Genomic DNA, 23,902 nt, shown 5'->3' on the forward strand with positions numbered 1-23,902 from the left:
CCGATCTTGCGCCCAAGGCAGCCGATATAGCTTTGAGGGATTATCACGCTTACCTCGGCGGTCCGAACCAGATCCTTCAGAGTGATTGGGCGTAGCCCTGCTCACAGCCGCTTCGAGTGTCAGCGGTGCTTGACGGCTGTTGGGGGTGATTGCCAGGCTAAGGAGACTGAGGATGCCACAGTGCTAAATGGCCGCGATGATTGGCAGTAGAATTGGATGGATGCCGCCTCAGGCTGCGATACGCCGTGGGAGCCACGCGCGGGCCGGCGGGCCGCTGATCATGACCAGCCCGTTGAAGGCGACCAAGCGCAAATCATCTTCCGGGACGGGCCTGCCAGACCTTCTCGATGAACTGCCATACGGCGACCCGCGTCTCGGGCCAGATGGCGCCCTCCATGGTGGTCAGTTGGCCTGCCGCTGCCAGGGTGAAGCTGTTGCTCACCTCAATCTCGGGGATCGCCTCGGCTATCTTTTCGAGCTGCAGGCGGACGAATTGTACGTTCGGCAGTCGGCTGATCTGAAAACCTGCTCATCTCAGCCCGACCGGTGCGGCCGGGCCTGGTTGATCCTCGCGAACTAGCTTCGAGCGCAACGAGTTGAGCAACCAGATCTTTGAGGTCGCTCGGCAACGGCTTTCGCACCGCCGGCAAATAGTCGTCAGTCAGCTGCTGAACGATTGCATTCAATAAAGCGTGCATGGACGTAATGTGGATTGGCGCGGTCATGGCGTTTCTCCTTGTTGTGCCCAGTCCGGGTTCTTTTTGTAGGCAACAATATTCCCAGAGCTGAAACTGATCTATTGTACAGAGGTTGAGCCGCACACAATATGCGTATGGGTAATATATACCTAGGTCTGAACTGGCGGTATGGGAGCCGGGCTCGGGAGTCAGGAATAGCGTTGACGCGGTCTGTCAACAATGACCGTTCTTCGCCCGAAACGCCGCATGATGGCTTAACAATTTTTCTTGCTTGGATGACAAGGCGGATCCGGCTCTGAGCACGCCGTTCCAGCCTTGACCGGCCGATTGGGCATCACAGATATTGCAATTTCATCGCCACGCGGCCCGCCACGAATTACTGATGGTGATCCACACTTGGTTGGCTCCCGCGCAGTCGTCTTGAACGCTCCATCCATGGATCATGAAATCGACTCCGCTTTGACTTGCAGCGGAGAAAGCTTGTTTCGACGGCAACTGACGGATGGCCGGGGCAATAAAAACCAAGGTTGCGCTGGCAAGGAACTCTCGGCGATCGATTATCATGCGGCTGCTCCTTCCCATCCCTCGGAATGTGACGTCGCGAGACGCGACGACCGAAAAGGAGTGGCGCCTCCCCATTGCATCATGGCCTCTGCGAGGATTTGAGATGCGGCTTCCGTATCGCCGGCGTTCACTGCGATATCGTGAGCCTGCTCGAAGGCGCGCAGCGTCGGGCGGTTCGTCATGTTGACGCGCGCCAGGTCGAGCGCTCGGCGCCAATTATTACCGCTTCCGGCATAGAACTCGGCACCGTGATCGGCAAATGCGAGCAAATGCCGTTCAAGAAGAGCCTCGAACTCTGACTGGGCGGCCTGCATCTGCGCTTCTGCTTCGGCATATCTTTTTTGAAGAGCCAGCGCGTCAGCGAGACGCCAACGCACTTCGGGATCGCCGCTTGAGATGGCCGGGATGAGTACGGCCTCCGCGTCGCTGGCTCGACCGCCGGACGAATGTATTTCCGCCAAGTGCACGCGTGCCTTGGTGTAGCTCGGCAAGTAACCGATGGCTGTCCGATACCAATGAGCCGCGCGGTCGATTTCGGGCTCAGGAATGAGTTCTCCCCAAAGCATGCCGAGCTGAAAGCAAACCCAGGCCACCGGAAATGGCGAGACGTCCCGATAGACCTCCAACGCTTGCCCATAGATGCGATCGGCGTCGGTGAATTCGCGCAGATCCGCCAGCAGCGCACCCAGCGCCACCAGATCTTCTGTTCGACTGGATTGTCGCGCGGTCTCGCGTCGCTCATCCAACACCTTGTCCAGGTTCGCGCCGCACGCCTGATCGACATTCAAAAGCACGCGATTGACATCAGTTGATGGCGCTCCGCCGATGTCGGCTCGAGCGAGGAAGTGCCTCGCCTCCGCAAAGCGATGCATCATCGAAGCCACCTGGGCCTGGATCAATGCAGTGCGTGCCGAAGTCGCCTCGACTTGGGCGAGTTGCCCCACCAAGGCCTCAAGCCGATCCAGCGCTTGCACGTCGCCAAGGAACTGCGCAGTCAACTGCTCGTGTTCGACCACGGTCTCCGCGACCCCTTCCCGCAGCGGATCTGCAAAGAACCGATTCCACGATCGCCGGCGCGCGCTCTCCAAATTGATGACCGCAATTTCGCCGTCGGTCGTCTGCAGATCCAGGGCTTCAAACATTTGCCACCTAGAAGCGCGACTTCAGGCTTGCAAGCCCCGTCTTGAACAGGGTCGAAACGATCGTTCTGACCACAACATCGCCTTGACCCTTCGGGAGATATTGCGCACCCCATTCGACAGAACTTCCCGTACCGTTCGGCTTGACCTCGAGCCTCCCAGTATAGTCCGACGCTGGAATGCCGGAGATGCTTGTGTAGCTATAAAACCTTGCGGAATTGTCGATCGCATCGAGCCGCTCTACAATCTGCTTGCCGTCGATCGTTTCGATGACGCGCAATTGGCCGACACCACCTCCAATCAGATTGGTATTGGCGATCAACGGGTGCCAGCTCGCGTCGAAGTCTCCGATGAGTGCCCAGACCTGGTCCGGAGTGGCGTTGAGGTCGATGCGGTCGGCGACGCTTTGAAGTTCGGTGTTGGGCGTTGCGAAATATGGAAAGTTCTTCGTGCCAGGCTTGGTCGCCTTGGTCGTTCCGCTGCGCAAGGGTTCACGATCGCGATTGACCAACCAGCTCAGCAAGCCATCGATGACGTCAGCGTTCACCGTCCTACCACCGCCGGTCCCATAAGCCTTCCCGTTGAGCGTACTCTTCTCGATCTCCAGATGGCTTGTGTCGGTGATGGGCTTCGTCACATCAAACAGTAAGAAGTCGTCGAGAAACATATTGGCATTGGCGGCCAGTGCGGGCGGTGTCCAGTCCACCTTGCCGTCACGCATATCCCAGCTGGCAAGGCTGTCCTTCAGGCGCTGGAGAAAAAGGGAGCGAAACTCGTTCCCAATCGCAAACGGCGTCTGTTGGTTCCAAAGGTCGCGAAGATCGTCACCGCCGGCCAGTGCCGGATTGTCGAGACGCATATTCGTCTGCTCAGGCCGGCCGATCCAATCGAAACGCGGGGGAGGATTTCCAATAAGACCCTGCCGCGGCAGTGGGGTGGTTTCAGCAATCGCCGCGAACAGCGAGCCTCGGCCCGTAGTGAGCACACGCGTATCGAACTCGACGACCATGCAAAGCACGTTGTCATGCTCAAGCAGGTTTGGGACCCGGGTCATCGTGTTGCCGCGGAACAGCCACGCAAGGATGAAGGGATCGGACCGCAAACCGGCAAATACGCGAAAGGTACCATCCGGCGTAGATGAGCCGTTTTCGTCATTGGCCACAAAGCGAAGCGTTTGACCGTCAGGCAAGATGCAGACGCCTCGCTGGATGGGCTTCTGGTTCGCAACTCGTTCCAGAGTGTCGAATCGAAAGCTGAAACGAAGCTCGGGGGCGCTCGTCTCGAATTTTGTCCCGTCGCCGAGGCCTGCCACCCGGACAGGCCGAACGACGATCGAGTGATCAATCGCATTGGAGAAGATCGCGTCGACGCCGCAAGTTGGAAAGACATCGGCGGCCAACACCATCCGGGCGGGATTCTCCGGGCTGGTGAAGGCAAAAAGATCGGTGAGATCGGCCGAAGGGTCGCCGACTTGCCTCGGCCCGTCGATGTGATCTGACATGGCACACTCCGCTTTGTCATTCGTTTTGGATTTAGCGAAATTGCAAGGGCGCGACTGGAACGATCACGCCCTCACTACGTCGAATATCAGGGCTGAGGAACGCGGCCCTCAGGGAAACCGCCGAACGGCGTGACGCGACCGGGTTCCTCGGGAATGGATTTCAGATACTCGACGAGCGCCCAGCGCTCATCATCCTTCAGCAATGGGCCAATAACGCCCTCACCGCGGGGACCATTCTGGAAGGAATGACCGGCGTTCGAATTCCCCGGCAGAGTGGTGTCCATCAGAAATGTCCCGGAGGTTGCCGTTGCGTCGAGCCCGACCGTGACCGGATCGAAGTCGCCTCCGAGATAAAACTGCTTCGTGCGCTCCGCCGCCGGTTTCAGCATCTCATAGAGGTTGGGCACCGATCCGTTGTGCATGAAAGGGCCTGTCGCCCAGACGCCTTCACGCGGTGCTGCCTTGTAGACTCCTTCTGGGGAAGGGAGCGGGGGAGGCATCTCGCGATAACCGAACAGATCTATCAGTTGAGCTTCGGTCGGCTTGAGTTTCTGCAGCGCCGTATCCAGAACCGCTTCCCCGATCAAGAGATTGAGCACAAACTTTGACACCATCGGCTTGCCCCGGAACTCTCCGGGCAGGAATTTGCTGAGTTCGCCTGTAAGGGCCAGGGGTCTTAGGGCGTCGAACTGCGCACTGTCTGTACCGATGTATGTTTGCGGGGTAAGTCCCACCAAGACGAAGCGCTTGCCGTATTTGTTCGCTTCGGTCCACTGATAAGGCCATGCATTGTGGCAGCTTGCGCAATATACGGTGAATAGCGCCTTGCCAGCCTTGGCTTTATCATGATCAATCTTACCAAACACGTCTTCTGGCCAGCTTGGCGGAGCCAGCCGCGCCAGTTGGTTTTCCACCCGCTGAAGTTCGAGAAGGGCGGCGTTCGACTGGAACAACCCTTCAGCCGGAGTCTTCGAGGTCAGATCAATGGGCAGGTAAACGCCCATGGTCTCTCCCAAGTTGCGGCTAAGAGGCTCGTAGGCATAGCCGCCCCACTGCGTCCAATTTCCCTGCGGAGCATTCCATAGGAACGGCGGTTTCACGGGCGCGATGCTGGGGTCCCAGTTTTGTGGAATTCCCGTCAACTCAGCCGTCGTGCGATCCACAATTAATGTGAGGGCGTCCATCCGCCCGGGTCCCCACGGGTGCGGGGAGACCGCAGTTCGGGTCGCATACTCGTGCACCCGAACGGCTTCGCTTTCAATTCGTTTGCGCAGCTTGGCCCTTGTATCCGTGCTCGATGCTCCGAGCCGCGTTGCCAAACGGTCGAACTTCGCCGCATCGGTCAGGGTCGCTTGCAAAGCGGCGTCGAGGCCCCGAGACAGACCCGGAAGATCAACCGTAGGCGAGTTTCCGCCTTGGATACGGATGCGCTTGCCCTTGTACGCTAGCTCTCCCTCGTGGCACGCCGCGCAGGTCACACCGGCATAGTCTCCGGCCGGCCAGCCTTTGATCGGGGTTGCAACAGTGGTTTTGCTAATGCCAATCGGCAACCCGTCCGGATTATAGGAGTTGGGCGGTTCAGGGATCACGCCGTAGTCACCGCTAGTGCGGATCAGGTCCTGGCTGCCGGCGACCTCCAAGTTCAAGTAAATGTCGTAGGAAAGAACCGCCGAGCCTTGCGAAAAGTGATAGTACCACTCGCGGTCCTCTTGCGACCAACCCTGGTTGAGGTAGATGGGCTCGCTCGAGCCCTGTTGCGCCTTCGCTTGCTGCATGCTCATAGGCACCGCCGCTGAAAGCCCAAGCAAACATGCGGTAGCCGAAAGGACTGCGAGTTTGGTTCTTTTCATGGCCGCTCCTTGAGCTATGCCGAGTCGACGGGAGGTGTCAGGCAGCAGCGGATTGAGCTTGCGATCTGACGACTTCGATTCCGTCGGTGAAAATACGCCGAGGGTGATTTTCGCACCGAGGATGATTTTTGGCAATTAATTGTTTCATCGAGAGACGACCTTACGGGGTGTTGACGGTGCCGGTACGACTGGGTTGTCTGCGGGTGTCAGTGCCCTCCCCTGTAACGAAGGCGCCTCGAGCAATGCGGCTGGCCGGATGGGCAGGTGCTGCAAGCGGACCCCGACCGCCGCGAAAATGGCGTTGACAACGGCGGGGGCAACTGCGGACGTCCCCAGCTCGCCAATGCCGCCGGGCGCCTCACCGCTAGCAACGAGATGTACTTCGATTACGGGCGCCTCATCGATGCGCAGAACCGGATATGTGTCGAAGTTGGCCTGCTCCACGCGACCCTTCTCGATGGTGATCTCGCCATAGAGCGCTGCGCTCAGACCGAAGATCGTGCCGCCTTCGATTTGCGCCTTGACCGTGTCGGGATTGACGACCTGTCCGCAATCGACGGCGCAGACGACGCGATTTACCCGCACTTTGCCGTTGTCAGCCACGGTCACTTCCGCCACCTGTGCAACGTAGCTGCCAAAGCCGAACAGCAAGGACACACCGCGACCGCTGCGGGCCGGCATAGGTGCTCCCCAGTTCGATTTGCCGGCCGCCAGATCGAGAACTGCGCGCGCGCGAGGTGAATCCGCGAGCAAAGCGCGGCGATATTCCACGGGATCCCTGCCGGCGGACCCAGCGAGCTCGTCCACGAATCCTTCGACCATGAAAGCATTTCGGGTCATGCCAACCCCGCGCCAAAATCCAGCCGTCAGGCCCGATGGGAGCTCCTGTTGGACATAGTCGACGAGCGAATTCGGGAACGAGTACGGGCCTGCTGCGCCGTCGACCGCATCTGCATCGATGCCATTCTGAAAAGCGCGCGGCAGCCACCGCGCCATAACGGAGGCTCCCACGATACGGTGTGCGAAGCTGACCGGCATCCCTTCGGCATCAAGGTCGGCGCGGAGTTGGCCGAGGTAATAGGGCCTGAAGATGTCGTGCTGGATGTCTTCCTCCCGCCTCCAGACCACCTTCACCGGACCATTCACCTGTGACGCGATCTTCACCGCCTGGGTCACATAGTCGATCTCAAGGCGCCGGCCGAAGCCGCCACCGAGCAGATGGTTGTGGACCGTCACACTCTCGATTGGCAGGCCGGTCACCTCCGCAGCGGTCGCTTGCGCGCGGCTGATCACCTGCGTGCCCAGCCACAGGTCGCATCCGTCCTTCCGCACGTGGACAGTGCAGTTCGCCGGCTCCATTGCGGCATGCGCCAGCAGGGGCATCGTGTAGATGGCCTCGAGTGCGCCGGCAGCTTTCCGGGTTGCGGCCTCGACGTCGCCGATCGCATGCGCCACCACGCCCGATGAACTCGCCGCGGCCGCTGCTGCGGTCGCGAGGTCAGCCGAGGAAAGACCCGCGTTCGGGCCTTCGTTCCAGGCAATGTGAAGTGCGTTGAGCCCCTTGAGCGCGGCGCCCATGTGCTCCGCCACGACGGCGACGGCATCATCCAAGCAAACGATCTGGCTGACGCCCTTGACCGCCATAGCTTCTGTTTCATCGACATGCGCCAGCTTGCCGCCGAAAACCGGACAGGCCGCGACAGTCGCAACCCGCATTCCCGGCAGCTTTACGTCGATGCCGAAAACGGCTTTGCCGTCGACCTTGTCGGGCGTGTCGACGCGCTTGGCGGGGGTTCCGATCAGCTTGAAAAGCTTCGGGTCCTTGAGCGCGATTGGCGACGGCAGGGGAAGCGCCGCTGCTGCTTCGACCAACGCGCCGTATGGTGCACGGCGCTTCGTCGGGACGTGAACAACAACCCCGGTCTCCGCGTAACAGGATGTCTCGTCGACACCCCACGCCAAGGCGGCTGCCGAGACGAGCAGCGATCTGGCTGCGGCGCCGGCCTGGCGCATGGCATCGAATGATGTGCGGATCGAGGTGGAGCCGCCGGTCGCTTGGAAGCCGAAAGCCGGATTCACGTAGAGCTTGTCGTTAGGCGGCGCCGGCTCGACGCGGACTTGACCGAGGCTCACTTCCAATTCTTCGGCGATCAGCATGGCCATCGACGTGTAGGTGCCCTGTCCCATCTCGACCTGGGGCACAGTCAGCGTCACGGCACCACTTTGGTCGACGCGGACAAAAGCATTGGGCGAGAAGGGCAGAACGGATGCGGCGCCTTCGACAGCACGGGTTTCATCCGAGAGCTTGAAGTGCTTGGCGAGCGTCGGAATGCCGAAGGCGACCAGCAGCCCCCCGCCGACGCCGGCGCCGGCCCTGAGGAATCCCCGCCGATCCAACTGGTCGGCCTGTGCCAGCCGGGGATCCTGAGCTTGGGTCATGTCGTGCTCCCCTTAAGGGAGCGCGCGGCGGCGGCTTGCTTGATGGCCGCGCGAATGCGGCCGTATGTGCCGCAACGACAGATGTTGCCGGACATCGCGCCGTCGATGTCGGCGTCGGTGGGCTGCGGGATATCGGCAAGCAGCCCCACCGCCGACATGATCTGGCCGGACTGGCAGTAGCCGCATTGCACGACTTCCAGGTCGAGCCAGGCTTTCTGCAGGTCGCGTCCAATTTGGGTGCTGCCTATAACCTCTATGGTGGTGACTTTGGCCGTCCCCACACTGTCGACCGGCGTGATGCAGGAGCGGATGGGGACACCGTCCAAATGCACCGTGCAGGCGCCGCAAAGTGCCGCCCCGCAACCGAATTTCGTGCCGGTCATGCCGAGCACGTCGCGAATGACCCATAGGAGGGGCGTGTCGCCGTCTACATCGACCGCCTTCTTGGCACCGTTGATTTGAAGCGTGAAGCTCATTGCTGATCCGATCGCCATTTAAGGAGCGGCGCGCCTGACAGCGCCGTTTTCGGGAGTTGATATGCACAGACATCGCGTGCTCGGCTGTAGCCGGCAGGTCCTCGCATCACATCCCAGTGAATTCTTTGACCTCGTTCTTCCCGCCATTGCCCAGAACGAGAGCCATGATTGCTAGTCATCAGAAAGATCCGGATTGCCAGGAAGTATCTTGCGGATGTTTCCTCTTCCTGGAACCGTTCAGGACTAATCCTCAGCGGCATGCACAGCTAACCTTTGGCGAAGTCCACCCGCTATTATGCCGAGGTATAAAGAGCTAGCCTTTTAGCCTCACCCGCTAACCGGATCGCCGTACGGCCTCGAGAAGCCCACAGCCTCTGCCGAACGCCTCAAGAGAAATCAGTGTCTGTCCCGTGCAACGCGCTTTCGAACCGCGCCTTGGCGCTCTCCGCAAGTGGGCGGGCGATCCGCGCGCCAAGCTTGCTGACTTCCGCTCCGCCAGACAAACGTAAGGGATGTCGTCCGGACCTCGCCGTCCTGAGAGTTATGGCGAGCCACAGAGTCCGTGGCTCGCCGTTCTACTATGCCTGCAGCACAAGGTTTCCTGTCGCTACAGTCTCAGCGGGGACCGAGGCCTGAGAGGGTTCGCTGATCCGGAACCAAGCGACATACAGAGCCGGCAGGAAGATCAACGTCAGCACCGTCGCGACGAGCAGGCCGCCGATGATCGCGAAGGCCATCGGCCCCCAGAAGACCGTCGGCGCGATTGGCACCATGCCGAGCGTGGCGGCAGCTGCCGTGAGCAGGATGGGACGCGTCCGGTGGATCGTAGCTGTCACCACGGCCTCCCATGGGTGTATGCCGGTCCTCCTTTCGGTCTCGATCTGATCGATCAGGATGACCGAGTTGCGCGCGATCATGCCGGTCAGCGCCAGCACGCCGAGGATCGCGACGAAGCCGAGCGGGGCCTGCGCCAGGAGCAGGGCCGCCACCACGCCGATCATGCCGAGTGGCGCAACGCTCAACACCAGGAACATGCGCTGGAAGCTCTGGAGCTGGAACATCAGGATGGTCAGCACCAAAAGCCCCATGGCCGGCAGGACGGCCATAACCGAAGCTTGGGACGTGCCGCTCTCCTCCACTGAACCTCCGGTCGCGATATGATAGCCGCTTGGAAGTGTCGCCGCGAATGTGTCGAGTTGTGGCTGAATGGCCTTGACCGCTGTTGACGGCAGCACCCCCGGCACCACGTCGGCCTGCACGGTCAGGGTCGGCACACGATCGCGCCGCCAGACGATTGGGTATTCCTGGGAATAATCGAAGCTTGCAATCTGCCTGAGAGGAACCACCCGCCCTCCCGGCAGAGGTATCTGCAGTGAGCGAAGCGACTCAAGAGACGTTCGCTGTGTCTGTTCGGCGCGTGCGACGACGTCAACCAGGTAAATGTCGTCGCGAACCTGTGTCACTGTCGTGCCGGACACGACGGCGTTGAGCGCGGTCGCCACCACCGCGGAACTGAGCCCCAGCTGCCTTGCCTGATCCTGGTCGACGTGGATACGCATGACCCGAGAGGGCTCGACCCAGTCGAAGTTGACGTTGCGCACGCCCGCAGTCTTGCCCACGACATCGGCAAGCTGCATGGCAATCTTGCGAACCTGCTCGGGGTCCGGCCCGGCCACTCGGTATTTCACCGGCCAGCCGACGGGTGGCCCGAGCTCCAGCGGATTGACTCGCGCAACGACCTGCGGGAAACGCGTTGCCAAGGCCTTCTCAAGGCGCGCGCGCACCTGCTCGCGTTCCTTAAGGCCCTTCGTCACGATGACGGACTGCGCGAAGAAGGGATTGGCCAGGGCCACGTCGAGCGGCAGATAGAAGCGGATGGCACCTTGACCGACATAAGTCGAGAAATGCTCGACATCCGGATCGGCGGCGACAATCTCGTCGAACTGTTGCACCACGTCGCGTGTCGCCAGGATTGAGGCATTGTCCTGCAGCTTCAAATCCACCAAGAGCTCGGGCCGATCGGACGAGGGAAAGAACTGCTCCGGGATGAGGCGGGTCCCGGCCAGGGCTGCCGCGAATAGGCCGGCCGTGACAAGGATGGTGATCCACTTGGCTCGCATCGCCGCCAGCAGAGCGCCCTTGAACATGCGCATCGGCGCGCTCAGCGTTTCACTGTGGGAATGCTTGGGCTGACCCAAGAGGGCAACGCCGATCACCGGCGCAAAGAGGCCCGACACCACCCACGACGCGAGCAGAGATAGTGCCACCACGGCAAACAGCGAGAACGTGTATTCGCCTGCGCTGCTGCGCGCGAAGCCAACGGGCACGAAGCCCGCAACGGTGACCAGCGTCCCTGTAAGCCGCGGCATTGCGGTCGACGCGTAGGCGAAGACGGCCGCCGTCGGCTTGTCGTCGCCGCGCTCCAGACGGCTCACCATCGTCTCGACGGTGATCATGGCATCGTCCACCAACAGGCCGAGAGCGATGATGAGGGCGCCGAGCGAGATGCGTTGCAGGTCGATGCCCAAGACCATCATCGCCGCGAAAACGGCTGCGAGGACCAGCGGGATCGAGATAGCGACGACGGAGCCGGCGCGGAAGCCGAGGCTCAAAACGCTCACAATGAGCACGATAGCGATCGCCTCCACGAGTGCTTCCATGAACTCGCCAATTGCATGGTGGACCGTCTCAGGCTGGTCGGCGACCATGGTGGGTTCGATGCCCACCGGCAAATCCTTCTTCAGTTCCTGTATCGTCTCCTCGATGTTGTGGCCGAGCGCCAGCACGTCGCCGCCCTCGCGCATGGAGATCCCGAGGCCCAAGCCGGGCTTCCCGTTGATGCGGAAAATCGGGTCCGGCGGGTTGGCGTCCTCGCGTCGCACCTGAGCGATGTCGGCGAGGCGGATTATGCGATCACCGACGGCGAAATTGACGGCGAGGATATCCTTCTCGGACTTCAGCGCACCGCTTACCTGCAGTTTGACCCCTTCCTGATCGGTAACAATTTCGCCGGAGGGAACCACAACGTTCTGAGCCTGCAATGCCGTCGTCAGGGTGTCGGCCGTCAGGCCGTAGCCGGCGAGCTTTTGAGGCGAGAACTCGATGTAGATGCGTTCAGGCTGGGCGCCGATCAAATTGACCTTGGCGACATCGGGCACCTGCAAGAGTCTCGAACGAATGTCTTCCACGTAGTCGCGCAATTCGCGATTGGAGAACCCGTCGGCGGTGAAACCATAGATGATGCCGTAGGTATCGCCGAACTCATCATCAGCGACCGGGCCGATCACGCCCTGTGGCAAAGTCAGCTCGATGTCATGCACCTTCTTGCGCACCTGATACCAGGTATCGGTCACAGTCTTTGGAGCCGTGGAACCCTTCAGGTACACGAACACGGTCGATTCGCCGGCCTTGGTGTAGCTCTTCAGGTAGTCGAGATGCGGCGTCTCCTGGAGCTTGCGCTCCAAGCGCTCGGTAACCTGGTGTAGCGTATCGTCGAGCGTAGCACCCGGCCATTTAGCCTGCACCACCATGGTCTTGATGGTGAAAGCGGGATCCTCGTTGCGACCGAGTTGCATATAGGCGCCTACGCCAAGGACAAGAATAGCGAGCATCAGGTAGTAGACGACCGAACGATGCGCGATAGCCCAGGCGGACAGATTAAAGCGGTTCATTGAGCTGCCCCCAATAGCCGGACGTTCTGGCCAGGCCGAAGCGCATGCACGCCGGCGGTCACCACGATTTCGCCTTTCTCGACTCCACGAGTTACCACGATGCTGGAGGAGTCCTGGCGCAGCAATTCAACGGCTCGAAGGGAGACTTGCTGCGTTTTGGCATCGACAACCCACACGGCCGGCCGGTCTTCCGCGGTCGTCAGCGCGGTTGCCGGCAGTTCGATACCGCCGGCTACCTGCATACGGGCTAGGCCGGTCACCGTGGCACCGAGGCGCATGGCCTTCGGCCACTCGGTCAGCCCGACTTTGACCTGGTAGCTGCGGGTGACCGGATCGGCCTGCGGCGCCACCTCCCGCACCTGGCCAACCGCGTGGACGGAAGGATCATCGGTCAGCGCGATTTCGATCAATGCGTCGGGAGAGACCTGGCGCATAAGACTTGCGGGTACGTCGAATACCGCGTCGGCGCCGTCGTCATGCGCCACCGTAACGATTGTCTGGCCGGCTCTTACAACCTCTCCGGCCTCGGCGCCGGTGCCGATCACCGCGCCCGAGGAATCCGCCAGCAATTTGGTGTAGCCGAACTGATCTTGGGCCGTGTGCAACGCTGCGGCAGTCGCGTCGACCTCGGCTTTGGCGCTGAGATACGCTCTCTCGGCGGCATCGAACTGTGCCCGGGTACTCCAGCCCTGCTGTAGCAGAGTCTTCTGACGCCCAAGAGTGTTAGCGGCCTCGTGCAAGGCCGCTTGCGCCGCTTCATTCTGGGCCTGCGCCGCGTGCAAACCGTCCTGCTGTGGTTGGGGATCGATTTCGGCGACGATGTCGCCAGGTTGAACGACCTGCCCAACAGCGGCTTTACGGCTGATCACTCTGCCATCGATACGGAAGGCTAGATTTTCCTCGGTCCGCGCGCGGACATGGCCGGTGAGCGATATAGGCTCCCCTTCAGCGCTGGCGGCGGCAACAACGGTTCGGACCGGCCGAATGTCGGGGGGCGGCGGTGCGGATGCGCCGACGCTCACGAACAGAACCAAACCCAACGAAGCACAAACGATAACGGATTTCATGACCGACCTCTTGGTTTGCTGTCAGGCCTGATGAACGGCTGAAGCATGGACAACTGGAGCTGCGTTATATACATTCTTGTATGTATGTAAAGAGGCGTCGCCGTGAATGTATGTAAAAACGGCAGAAGGAATGGAATAATGAGGCCCTAAGACCGAAGCCGAACGGGCCATGAGGCGGTTTGGCCCAGGCAGTTCGACCAAGATAGCGCGCCTAGTTAAAGCCAGGCCCAAGGCCGCGCATTTAGTGGAGTTCCGCCAGTAACGCGGTGCCGCGAATTCCCGGACCGCCGACAGGTATTTTGTAAGCAGAGAGCAGGCTCTCATCGCCTAATTCCTTCCCGTCGTTGCATGATCGCGAACAGCCCAAAATTGCCGGGCAACCACAGATCAACCGAGGCGCGTACAAGTTGCCTGACCAGCCAGAGAGAGACCTCAAGCCATTCGGGAATACTCAATGGCGAGCATTGTTAACTGCTGGGCAACTCCGCCCGCTATTATTCCGCGGTATAGAAATCTTACCTTTTAGGCATATTTCACGAGCGAGCAGCGATCCGCTCGAAGGTCGAGCGTAGCCTGCTTTTTGCGACAAACTCCGCAGTCAAGCGCATCAGGGCATCATCATCGGCCTACGTGCTACGTCGGCAAACGACCAATAGCTCGGCTACTGGCGCCCTACACCGGATCCGACCGAGTGCGATCCATCTGGTTGAGCAATCCACTGAGTTTTCTGCGGGATACCAAAGTATATAGTGAATTACAACACGGTGGTATCAAAACGATCATACACCATTGACGATTATACTATGGTGTATTATCAGCGTCGACTGATCAATTTATCAACGAAGTTTGGTCACATGTTCTTCAATATCTCTTGTATTTGAGGACATCGTGGAGTGCACATCCATAACCATTTCTTGGTTGGCTCACCCCCGACGTCCAACCTCACAGGCGGCCCACTTTGGCATGTTGGCTTGTGTCAGCTTGACGGCCTGCATTTGTTAATATACATTCGTGTATGTATATATATGGAACGTCAGGAATGAATGTAAAAGTGCGCCGCGGAAGGAATGATTATGAGACGAACTAAGGCCGAAGCCGAACAGACACGCGAGGCGGTCTTAGCCGCAGCAATCGATGTGTTCCTGGAGCGCGGCGTAACCCGTGCTACCCTTGAACAGATCGCTAGCGCCGCTGGCGTGACCCGCGGGGCCATCTACTGGCATTTCCACGACAAGCAAGAGATATTCACGGCCCTGGAGAGGCGGGCCAACGCGCCGAACGAGGAATTCGGCGACCGTTTGAAGACTCGCCTCATAGCTGACCCGAAGCTTGATCCATTGGGTGAACTGGCTAGCGCTATCGCCCAAGGCCTGGAGGCGTTCGAAACCGACCCCGAACGTTCCCGGATCCTAACGATCCTGTGGCTCCGGTGCGAATACTCCGACGACATGCAGCCGGTCGTTGCGCGCCAGCGAGATGCGGACATAGCGCTGCAGAAGGTGTTTGAGTCTGTAATCGAACGGGCCACTGCGCGTGGGCTGCTCGCGCCCGCCTTGTCACCGGAATTGGCCGCGCGCGCGCTCCTTCTGTTGGTTAATGGGTCGGTTCTCGACTGGCTACGCGCGCCCGCAAAGTTTGAGCTCACGGCCAGTACGATGCCGATGGTTATCGGGTTTCTCGAAGCAATCAGGGCGTCGCCGCGCCCAAGGCGGCCACGATGACCGCCGCCGATCCGCCTGACAACGGGGAAACAGGGGAGGCCGCAGGTACAGCGACGTCGCTCGCGGCCGTGGCTGCCCTTCATCGTCGCAGCCTGAATCACTGTTCGCCACACGGGGGCCACGGTAGGTCCTGCGAACATGGCGTTCGTGGAGCACGGCATCGAACCGGGCGCATGATTTTTCTAATGCCGGCGCTCTGTAACCCGCGCTGAAAGCAATCTAGATGATCCGAGGCGTACTGATGAATTTGGGGCCCCTCCGATGGATAGGACTGCTGCAAAAGGCGATGGCGGGTCTTTGCGTCCCGTCCAGGCGGTTTCTCCTCGTCCCTGCGATCCTTTGTCCGCTGACCGGCTGCGCCACTCGAGCCGAACACGTCTTTCAGCCCTTGGCCCTTGCCGCCAGCGATGCAAGCCAGGTGGATATGCTGGTCGCGACGACGCGCAAGCCGTCCCGCAATCCCGGCCAACTCTATACTGGCGATCGCGGAACGGCGATCTCCCTCAACACGATAGTCGTCTCCATTCCGCCGGATCGGAACCGCACGATTGGAAAGGTCCAGTTGCCTTTGCTCGACAGAGCTGATCCCGAGAAGGAGTTTGCCGTACTCGACGTCGGGAAAGTCGCATCGGAGCAGCAGCTTCTCGAATGGGTTCGCAAGAATCGCAACGGCAAGCGGCAAGTGCTCATTTTCGTCCATGGTTTCAACAATACATACGCCGATGCCGTCCTACGCTTTGCTCAAATCGTTCACGACGCTGGGACGGATGCAGAGCCGATTCTGTTCAGCTGGCCCTCGCGTGGCGATGTGTTCGACTATCTCTACGACAAGGAAAGCACCAATTATTCGCGTCATGCTTTGGAGGACCTGATCCTTCAGGCAACGAAGAGTCCAGACGTGGCCGACGTAACGATCCTGGCCCACTCAATGGGCGCGTGGCTTACTGCGGAGGCACTCCGCGACATCGCCATGCGCAACAAGACGATCCCGGCCAAAGTCAGGAATGTGGTTCTCGCGTCGCCGGATATCGACATCGACGTATTCCGGCGCCAATTCATCGAGATGGGGCCGAGGCGGCCGCATTTCACAATCTTAACATCAACCAATGACAAGGCCCTGCAAGTCTCAAGCTTGCTCTCGGGAGGAGTCGGTCGCGTCGGCGGAACCGATCCCACGCCGTATGCTCCCGTGCTCAAAGAACTTGGCGTTTCGGTCATCGACACGAGCGCCATCACGTCTAGCGATCCGCTCGGCCACAACGCTTTTGCCGACACCCCGGATATAGTGCGCCTCCTTGGAAGGCGGCTGGCAGGGCAGAGCCTAGCCGGGGGAGAGGTCAGCATTGCGGACCGGTTTGGGGTGAGCGCCGCCAATTTCGCCGGGACAGCAGCGCGTCTGGCCGTTGCTGCTCCAGCCTCGGTCATCAGCCCGAAGGCTCGCGAAATCTTGAAGCGGGAGCTTTCCCCGGACGGGGGGCAGATAGTGGACGGGCAGATTTCCTACTGATTGCGAGGCGCTTTCACACCAAAGGTTATGTGATGAAGTCGAACTCTCCGGCGCCCGTGGATTGCGCCGGACGCTTTCCCGAGCCTCGAAAAGACAAGGGGGACCGAAACAGATCTCGAGAGTGTTGAGATGGAATGATGGACCTTACGTCGACAACGAGGAACGAGCCTTCGGCGGATGAAAAGTGGCCGATCATCGAAGCTGGCATGGTAGCATGCCGCCTCTACGGGCCTTCGAAAACAAACGTCGCAGACATTGCCCGACTGCTCGGGAAATCCCCAGCGAGCTTGTACAGAATATTCCCTTCCAAGGCAGCGATGTGGGATGCCATTGCTGCGAACTTCTTCGAAACCGATCTCTGCATTACCCGGTTGGCCGACAGCGAACCGGTGACCGCGCGCGAGAGTCTGAAAGAAACTGTGCTTGCACAACATCGGCTGAAGCTGCAGGCATTTCACAGTGACCACCAAATGTTTAAACTGATCGTCCTTGCTGCAAATGGCAATTGGCAATCATTCAGGCACCATCGAAATCGGCTTCACGGGCAGGTGGGAAGGCTTATTCGCGCCGGCATCGGAACGAAGGAGTTCCCACCGACGGATGTTGGGGCGGCCGCTTCCTGCTTTTGCGCCTCAATCCTCGTCTTATGGGACCCCAGACTTACCTGGACACTGCCTTCGAGGGACTGCGAGCTCTCAGCTCAGCAACTCGTTTCCTTTGCAGTTGGAGCGTTGGGAAGAATGCATGCCACGTGAGTGCGGCGTTTTGCTCTGCGGTTTTTCACGTGGCTGCATTTGGGGCGTCCTGCCAATCGCGCGCTTGTTTGGCGCCTGCCGCGCCGCGTCGGTCCCGCCGATCCAAGCGGACTTGCGTCTATTAGAACTTTGCCTGTCTCGATCGGGCACATCTCTCTGCGTTCCTACACGTTGGTATCGCATCACCGACGATGTGTATCGCATTACAGACGTTGTGTAGAATAGATTTGCGGCCCGGATCGGCGCAGTTTCTTCGTCGCAAGCCATCACGGTCATCGAGTGTCGCGCACTTCTTCGCTCGCCCCTCCCCGAATGCGACCGTGCAGGTCGGCCCGATGGTCGTGATGGTGAGCCCGATGTTCAAAGCCAAGCACTTTGGATGGATACGATGAACAAGGATGGATTTTTTTCCGTCGGCCGAGCCCGCGACGTCTTGTTGGCCGGCTTAGGCGCCGCACTTGCAGCCGGACGGCCTCTCGACGCTTCAGGCACGAGCCGAAAGCAAAACTTTCCCGTCTCCGGGACCCGGGACGGCATCGCGAGCCGCGCACCAGTATCGGGTGAACGCCGACTTGATCGCCTTCATCTCAAACCACGATCACGCGTCGTCAGCAATTCCGTGGATGAGCTAATGACAATCTTTGGCAACCTTTCGCGCGGCTTGAACCGTATTTCAGGCGGCCCGCGAGGCCAAACGTTGTGCGCTCGCATAGGCGAGCGATGGCCCGAGTGCTTGTTCTGTCGGCTTATGTCTCGGATCGTAGAGCCGAATCATTGCGCTATCGAGCTAGCTCGCTGGCATGGGCGCGGAACACACGCTGCGGCACGGCTGCCGTACCATGGCCATGGCCTCTAGCGACACCATTTGGACCATCATGGCGAACGGGCCGCAGTACTTACGCGCTAGTCGACCTCGACCTAGGGAATTCATCGCCGTGTGAAACGGCCGTTCCGAGTTGTTAGGGACCTCTGGCCACAGCCAAGCACGACAATGCGACGTGCATGAAACTGACTGTGGACGCGGCGGCGGATCGTTTACCGGCCGATTGCCTAAAACGCTGGTTCGGCATTGGACATTCCTACGCGCGCACCAAGAGACCGGCATTAGGCGTCGTCCTGCAAAGCCATTGACTTGTTCGTGATGTGCTGGCGAAGCGCTGGTTTGTTGCCCAACAAGGTGGCGGAACTCTTGTCCATTCCCTTGCGCAGTTGTCTTGGCCTTCTCTCGGATTGGCATCCGCCGACGGCGCATAAAAGTATCAAAATCCAGATCCTCCCCAACGCAAATCCTTCCTCGCCGAAACGAAACCATAAATCATCGATCCGCAGAGCTGTCTGGGCAATCTCTCGTCTCGGTCGGGGAAAGGCCATCCGAGGGGTGTGGGTGGAGGCCGAATAAAATTCTCGCCGCCTGGCGTCAGTCAAAAGCGAGAGCGATTGCCCTTAAGCATGAGGATATCAGGTCTTCGTCGTTCTCCTCAGAGTCGAAGGCTCTGGCGCCTCAGTTCATGCAACACGGATGCAACATCGTGGCGCCGGTGACAAACCTTTGCGTAGGCCAGTAGCACCTTCGCGTATGACGGCAATACCCTTGTGCAATTGTGGAAGGGCATTGCCGTTAGTAGGTTTGTAGGTGTCGGCCACCTACTCCTCCCACGGCATGGTCGGCGCCAAGCTAGCCACGCATCCTCCCTGTGGAGTTAGCTTTAAGAGAAACCCGCTGCCCTACCTCTCCTCCGGCAGCGGGTTTTCTTATCTGCTTCGGCGATATAGCGCGCCGGGCGATGCTCGGCCACGACGAGAAAGCGTGGAAATGGATCACGGTGTCGATATCGCCGGACTGGACGCGTCACGACCGGGCAGCCAGCCCGAAACCGGCCTGGTAAGCGTCGATAAGCTCGCAAGGATCGCTCACGACCCGGCAAGGGGCGCAAGGCAGATCCTGATGGGCGCTAACTTTGCCCGGCATGGTCTGCCGGGTGAGTGGCTCGATACGGTCTTCGAGCAGTTCGCCGTAACATTCGCCGCCTGAGACCGTTCATTCTCATTTCACTCGCGAAATAGACGGCACATCCCAGGCCCTGCAAGACGTTAACGACGCCGGCGGATCCCACCGCCTTGGTGAGATCCACAATCGGTCCCTGTGGGAGTTGCCACTGTGCTCGGACCTGGGCCGCGATACGCTCCGCGTCCCCGATCGACAGCTTAAACAGCTGATAGCTTGGCTGCTGAAGGAGCCGACGCAAATGCATCAGTCGGATGTTCAGTTCGGCCGATCTAATCCATTTCCCGGTTGAATGAACGCTGACGGGCGCACCCAGCGCCTGGTCCGGTTGCGGGAAAAGGCTCTCCGTTGGGCCGATGTTCGGCATTCCAGTCTATGGCTGATTGTCGCCGGAGCGTTCGGGCGGCCGTGCTAGCAGCGTCCGCATACAGGTCGTGAGATCCCGCAATTAAGTTGTGGACTATCCATTTTGTTGGTATTTTTGTTGGTATATTTTCAAAATTATGCAACATATTCAAAGTGATATGGTAGCCTCTCCCGCTACCACCTTCAAAGTCCAAACAAGTCTCCGGTCCCCTCATGGCTTCCCTGAAGCCCAGCGTTTGCCGGATGTACGGCCAAAAGCCCGGGGAGTGAGGAAACGACGTTCTTCCCCCAACCGCTCTCTGAATGCCCATACTCTCCGAAGCTGGGGAGTAGCTCCCAAAATCCCCAGGTTTTGACAACAGCAATATCAATGCCTTAACGCCGGCCTCGCTGGGGCAGTTTTGCGGTTCGCTCGCCTGTCAAGAAAGACCACAACTAAGGCATCGCTCTCTAGGTCCGGCTTGCGCCACTACGGACATCGCCAAGCCGCTACTCGGACGTCGCGTTTGGGGCCGACAGCAGACCGTCAGCTTCACGGTGCAAAACCTCAGAAGCGGCCATCCATGTAGTCGGCGCTCGGCTGGACAAGCCGGGACGGAGGTGAAGCGCAGAAGTGCAATGCTGAACTTGCCGAGGAATAGGTCTGGACTTCACCAGATTACCGACCGGTCGATCTCGCCGATGCGCGCCCGGCCGGTAAGCGCCATTGCCACCTCCAAGTCTCGGCGAAGCAGGTTGACACAATGGGCTACGCCCTCAGCACCGTCCGTTGCCAGGGCGTAGACATAGGGGCGGCCAATCATGACTGCGCTTGCCCCTAGGGCAATCGCCTTCAAAACGTCTGTGCCACGCCTCACGCCGCCGTCTAGGATGATGGGAATCCGCCCGGCTACCCGCTCGGCGATGGCGGGCAGGGCGTCGATGGTCGCCGGCAGGGTGTCGAGGTTACGCGATCCGTGGTTTGAAACGACGATAGCATCAGCACCGGTTCCAATCGCCTGTTCGGCATCATCAGGATCGAGGATACCTTTCAGGATAAGCGGCAGGGTTGTTAGGGAACGCAGCCAGGCAATATCCGCCCAGGTCGGCATGGCCCGCTGCTGCGCAGTGCCAACTTTGAGCACGCCGGTGTTCCGGTCGTTGAAGTATGGCGTTGCGAGGCTGTCGGGAATTTTGAATCCTGCCCGGAACTGCCTGCGGCGATCGCCTGGCGTTGGCATGTCGACCGTCACACTGATCGCCTTTGCGCCCAGTGCCGCCATGCGCGTTACGAGTTCACCATTGAAACTGCGGTCGCTTTGCCAATAGAGCAGGAACCAGACTGGAGACTGGCTCACCGCCACGCAATCTTCGATAGCCGCCGTCGCCGTGGTACCCAGAGTGAACACCGCTTCCGCCACTCCGGCGCCGCGGGCCGCGGCCACCTCGCCTTCCGGATGCGCCAGCCGCTGATAAGCTATTGGGGCCAGGATGATCGGATGCGGCAGACTTTGCCCGAAGAGCGTGATCCCGGTATCAAGTCTTGTCACATCGCGCAGCACGCGCGGCCTCAACTTGATGCGATCGAATGCGGCTTCATTATCGCGCTTGGTGATTTCTTCGCCAGCACCGGCGGCAATGAACTCGTAAACAGCGTGCGGCAATAGCTCTCGCGCCGCGGGTTCAAGATCCGCCAGGCAGAGAAACCGGGTTTCGATGTCAAGCGGCATGGACCACCCCGGTCAACGTCTCAAAAAAAGTCGGCTAATCCAGAGACAACATTCGCGCATATGGCCGCTGGCCGCAAGGCGGCGGCACGGCACGCGGGGCAACGAACGCCGATGACTGAGCGGCGGAAACTGGGCCGGAAACCGACCGTCCGCTTCTGGCGTCCAGAACGCGATAGCAGACATTGAGTGGAATAAGGTCGGCGTCTCCAACTGACCCTCTAGTGGTCTAGCGGACCTTCGATGATATCCGGTCGTTCGTCCCTGATGAACCGATGCCGCTTGAAAACTGCTACGCTATTGTCTCAGTCGGAATTCCCTCAAGCCGCCGCGCGGGAAGCCGGCGGTCAATTTTGTTCCTTACGATCAACCATGCACTCGGGTAGGCGTCCGGACCCGTCGGACAAGTCGGCCGGAGATTGGGCGCAGGATGGGAAGCCGGCGAGGCGCATAGTTTCGATAAGATGTAGACGGAGATCGCCGCTGCCGTTGTCCCTATAAACGAAACCTTCTATCGTCAGACCGGGAAACCGCTCAAGAGCTTGGCGCATCGCCATCTTGGCTTCTGCCGTGCGTCCAAGCGACGCGAGAGCGCCCGCACGTACCACCCAGCTAGACTCCCCGTAGTTCTCTGGTCTCAGGCGATCGAGCATTTGCAAGGCATCAGCGTTGCGACCTGCTGCGAAATAAGTCCAGCTAAGGATCCCAGCCGCCCACACCGGATAGTTTGGGTTGAGTCGAATTGCCCTATCGCCCATCTCGGCACCGCGCTCGGGCTCGCCCAAACTAGCGGCCCAACCGGCATAGAACATCAGGATCTCGAACGCGTTTGGTGCAAGCCGCAAGGAGGTGTCGAACGAGGCTTTGGCGAGCGCGAACTCCCCCCGTTCAGCCAGCGCTGATCCTAGAACGGAATGCGCCTCAGCGTCGCCCGGATCCAGCGCAACTGCGCGGCTGGCCGCGTCCATCCCTGCCTTCTTTGCGGTCTCGACGTCTTCGATCCCAAAACTACTTGAGAGACTATGCGCATGGTAGAGTTCAACCCAGGCGCGGGCGAGCCCGGGGTCCAGTTCGACGGCGCGGGTGAGCAATCGGACCGATTCCCCGACGCTTTCGGAGGTCAACTGCTCGATCTTCTCCCCGCCGAGAAGGTAAAGTTCGTAAGCAGTCAGGTTTTCGGGCCGCTTTCGACGCGCCAAGCTGCGTTCGGCTCCTACGACCAGTCCCGTACCACCGCCGAGTCGGTTGGTGACGAGTTCGGCAATCTCGGTCTGCACTGCGAAGACGTCTTCAGCCTGCCGGTCCCATTGCTCGGACCAGAGGTGGGTTCCTGATGCCGCGTCGAGCAACTGCGCAGTGATCCTGACGCGACCTTCTTGACGCTGGATCGAACCTTCTAACACGTAACCGACATTGAGCGCCCTGCCTGCCTCTCGGATATCCAGGGCCTTGCCCTTGTAGGTTTCGACCGAGTGGCGGGCAACAACCTCAAACTCGGGAAAACGCGCGAGATCCGTGATGATGTCCTCGGTGATGCCGTCGGCAAGCCGACCTGTACTCTCCTCGCCGCCGATATTGGTGAACGGCAATACGGCAATAGAAGCCTTGGCGACGGCGCTATCTACCGGCCTCAGCCACCAGGCTCCGGCCACCGCAAGCGCAAGTAGAACAAATGCGGCAGTTGCCATCGTTAGCAAGTGTCGGATCCGGCGTGTGCGTAGGATCCATCCCCGCTTTACCCCTGCCATTCGGACGCTGTAGGTGCGGACCGGCTCAGCGATATTTTTGACCTTCTGCTCACCAGCAAAGTCGATTGGCAGGCTGAGCTTGCCCTTCATGTGGTCGTAGGCGGTGCCCGAGATGAGCACGCCGCCCGGTGGACAAAGCTGCTCAAGGCGCGCCGCCACGTTCACCCCGTCACCGAAGAGATCATCACTTTCGACCACCACGTCGCCGAGATTGATCCCGATCCGAAAGACCAAGCGGCGCTCGGCATGAGCGTCCACTTCATGCGCGGCGACCTTGCTCTGAATCGCCACGGCACAGGTGACGGCATCGACGACGGACTGGAACTCCACCAGAGCGCCATCGCCCATGAGTTTGACGATTCGTCCCTTATGCTCGCTGAGCAGAGGATCGATCACTGCCGCGCGGAGCGTTTTGAGCGCGTCGAGCGTCGCCGCCTCATCGGTTTCCATCAGACGCGAATAGCCGACTACGTCTGCAGCCATTATGGCCGCCAGCCGCCGCTCAGCCCGGGTCGTCACCATGACGACATTTCTCCCACCCAGAGCTGTGCCCAGCTTCTGGCTGGCTTCGATCATTTCATGTGACGCCTAGGACCACAAGGCGATGGCCAAACGGAGCTTGGTTCGGGACCTTCCTTTATAGGCAGTGGAGCGAGTGACGGTGTGACGCAACTAGGACTAACTCGTAG

15 protein-coding genes are annotated in these 23,902 nt (G+C 59.9%); 5 read left to right on the plus strand and 10 right to left on the minus strand.

What is annotated here, in order from left to right; all coding sequences use genetic code 11:
* The first annotated feature begins 280 nt into the window (after positions 1-280).
* Positions 281-580 (plus strand): hypothetical protein, encoded by a 300-nt coding sequence (locus tag AC1RUK_RS34065; protein ID WP_481840379.1) that lies wholly within the window; start codon positions 281-283, stop codon positions 578-580.
* A gap of 469 nt (positions 581-1,049) precedes the next feature.
* Here AC1RUK_RS34065 and AC1RUK_RS34070 read toward each other — a convergent pair whose 3' ends face one another.
* The 8 genes from AC1RUK_RS34070 to AC1RUK_RS34105 all read right to left on the minus strand — a co-directional run bounded on the left by AC1RUK_RS34070 (position 1,050) and on the right by AC1RUK_RS34105 (position 13,405).
* Positions 1,050-1,262, minus strand: a complete 213-nt coding sequence (locus AC1RUK_RS34070) for a hypothetical protein (RefSeq protein WP_481840380.1) — start codon at positions 1,260-1,262, stop codon at positions 1,050-1,052.
* A complete protein-coding gene (locus AC1RUK_RS34075; RefSeq protein WP_481840381.1) occupies positions 1,259-2,404 on the minus strand; it encodes a tetratricopeptide repeat protein in 1,146 nt (381 codons plus the stop codon). Before AC1RUK_RS34075 ends, AC1RUK_RS34070 begins: the two co-directional genes overlap by 4 nt.
* A 7-nt stretch (positions 2,405-2,411) precedes the next feature.
* Positions 2,412-3,902, minus strand: a complete 1,491-nt coding sequence (locus AC1RUK_RS34080) for a DUF4331 family protein (RefSeq protein ID WP_481840382.1) — start codon at positions 3,900-3,902, stop codon at positions 2,412-2,414.
* An 86-nt stretch (positions 3,903-3,988) separates the two neighbouring features.
* Positions 3,989-5,887, minus strand: a complete 1,899-nt coding sequence (locus tag AC1RUK_RS34085) for a di-heme-cytochrome C peroxidase (protein ID WP_481840383.1) — start codon at positions 5,885-5,887, stop codon at positions 3,989-3,991.
* Positions 5,888-5,896: 9 nt separating this feature from the next.
* On the minus strand, positions 5,897-8,191 hold the full coding sequence (locus AC1RUK_RS34090) for a xanthine dehydrogenase family protein molybdopterin-binding subunit (protein ID WP_481840384.1): 2,295 nt from the start codon (positions 8,189-8,191) through the stop codon (positions 5,897-5,899).
* A complete protein-coding gene (locus AC1RUK_RS34095) occupies positions 8,188-8,667 on the minus strand; it encodes a (2Fe-2S)-binding protein (RefSeq protein ID WP_481840385.1) in 480 nt (159 codons plus the stop codon). Before AC1RUK_RS34095 ends, AC1RUK_RS34090 begins: the two co-directional genes overlap by 4 nt.
* A 578-nt stretch (positions 8,668-9,245) precedes the next feature.
* Positions 9,246-12,338 (minus strand): efflux RND transporter permease subunit, encoded by a 3,093-nt coding sequence (locus tag AC1RUK_RS34100; RefSeq protein ID WP_481840386.1) that lies wholly within the window; start codon positions 12,336-12,338, stop codon positions 9,246-9,248.
* A complete protein-coding gene (locus tag AC1RUK_RS34105) occupies positions 12,335-13,405 on the minus strand; it encodes an efflux RND transporter periplasmic adaptor subunit (protein WP_481840387.1) in 1,071 nt (356 codons plus the stop codon). The genes AC1RUK_RS34100 and AC1RUK_RS34105 overlap by 4 nt, the downstream gene beginning before the upstream one ends.
* 1,073 nt (positions 13,406-14,478) lie before the next feature.
* On the opposite strand from AC1RUK_RS34105, the gene AC1RUK_RS34110 reads away from it, so the two are divergent.
* The 4 genes from AC1RUK_RS34110 (at position 14,479) to AC1RUK_RS34125 (ending at position 19,420) form a co-directional block, all read left to right on the plus strand.
* Complete coding sequence (locus AC1RUK_RS34110) at positions 14,479-15,126, plus strand: TetR family transcriptional regulator (RefSeq protein WP_481840388.1); 648 nt, start codon at positions 14,479-14,481, stop codon at positions 15,124-15,126.
* Positions 15,127-15,367: 241 nt separating this feature from the next.
* Positions 15,368-16,633 (plus strand): alpha/beta hydrolase, encoded by a 1,266-nt coding sequence (locus AC1RUK_RS34115; protein ID WP_481840389.1) that lies wholly within the window; start codon positions 15,368-15,370, stop codon positions 16,631-16,633.
* 134 nt (positions 16,634-16,767) lie between these two features.
* Entirely contained in the window at positions 16,768-17,388 is a 621-nt protein-coding gene (locus tag AC1RUK_RS34120; protein ID WP_481840390.1) for a TetR/AcrR family transcriptional regulator, read from the plus strand.
* Positions 17,389-19,201: 1,813 nt separating this feature from the next.
* On the plus strand, positions 19,202-19,420 hold the full coding sequence (locus AC1RUK_RS34125; protein ID WP_481840391.1) for a hypothetical protein: 219 nt from the start codon (positions 19,202-19,204) through the stop codon (positions 19,418-19,420).
* 989 nt (positions 19,421-20,409) lie between these two features.
* On the opposite strand, the gene AC1RUK_RS34130 is transcribed toward AC1RUK_RS34125, so the two are convergent.
* Positions 20,410-21,468 (minus strand): alpha-hydroxy acid oxidase, encoded by a 1,059-nt coding sequence (locus tag AC1RUK_RS34130; RefSeq protein WP_481840392.1) that lies wholly within the window; start codon positions 21,466-21,468, stop codon positions 20,410-20,412.
* A 344-nt stretch (positions 21,469-21,812) separates the two neighbouring features.
* Positions 21,813-23,735 (minus strand): adenylate/guanylate cyclase domain-containing protein, encoded by a 1,923-nt coding sequence (locus tag AC1RUK_RS34135; protein WP_481840574.1) that lies wholly within the window; start codon positions 23,733-23,735, stop codon positions 21,813-21,815.
* Between the last annotated feature and the right edge of the window lie 167 nt (positions 23,736-23,902).

The organism is Mesorhizobium monacense, assembly GCF_056781675.1.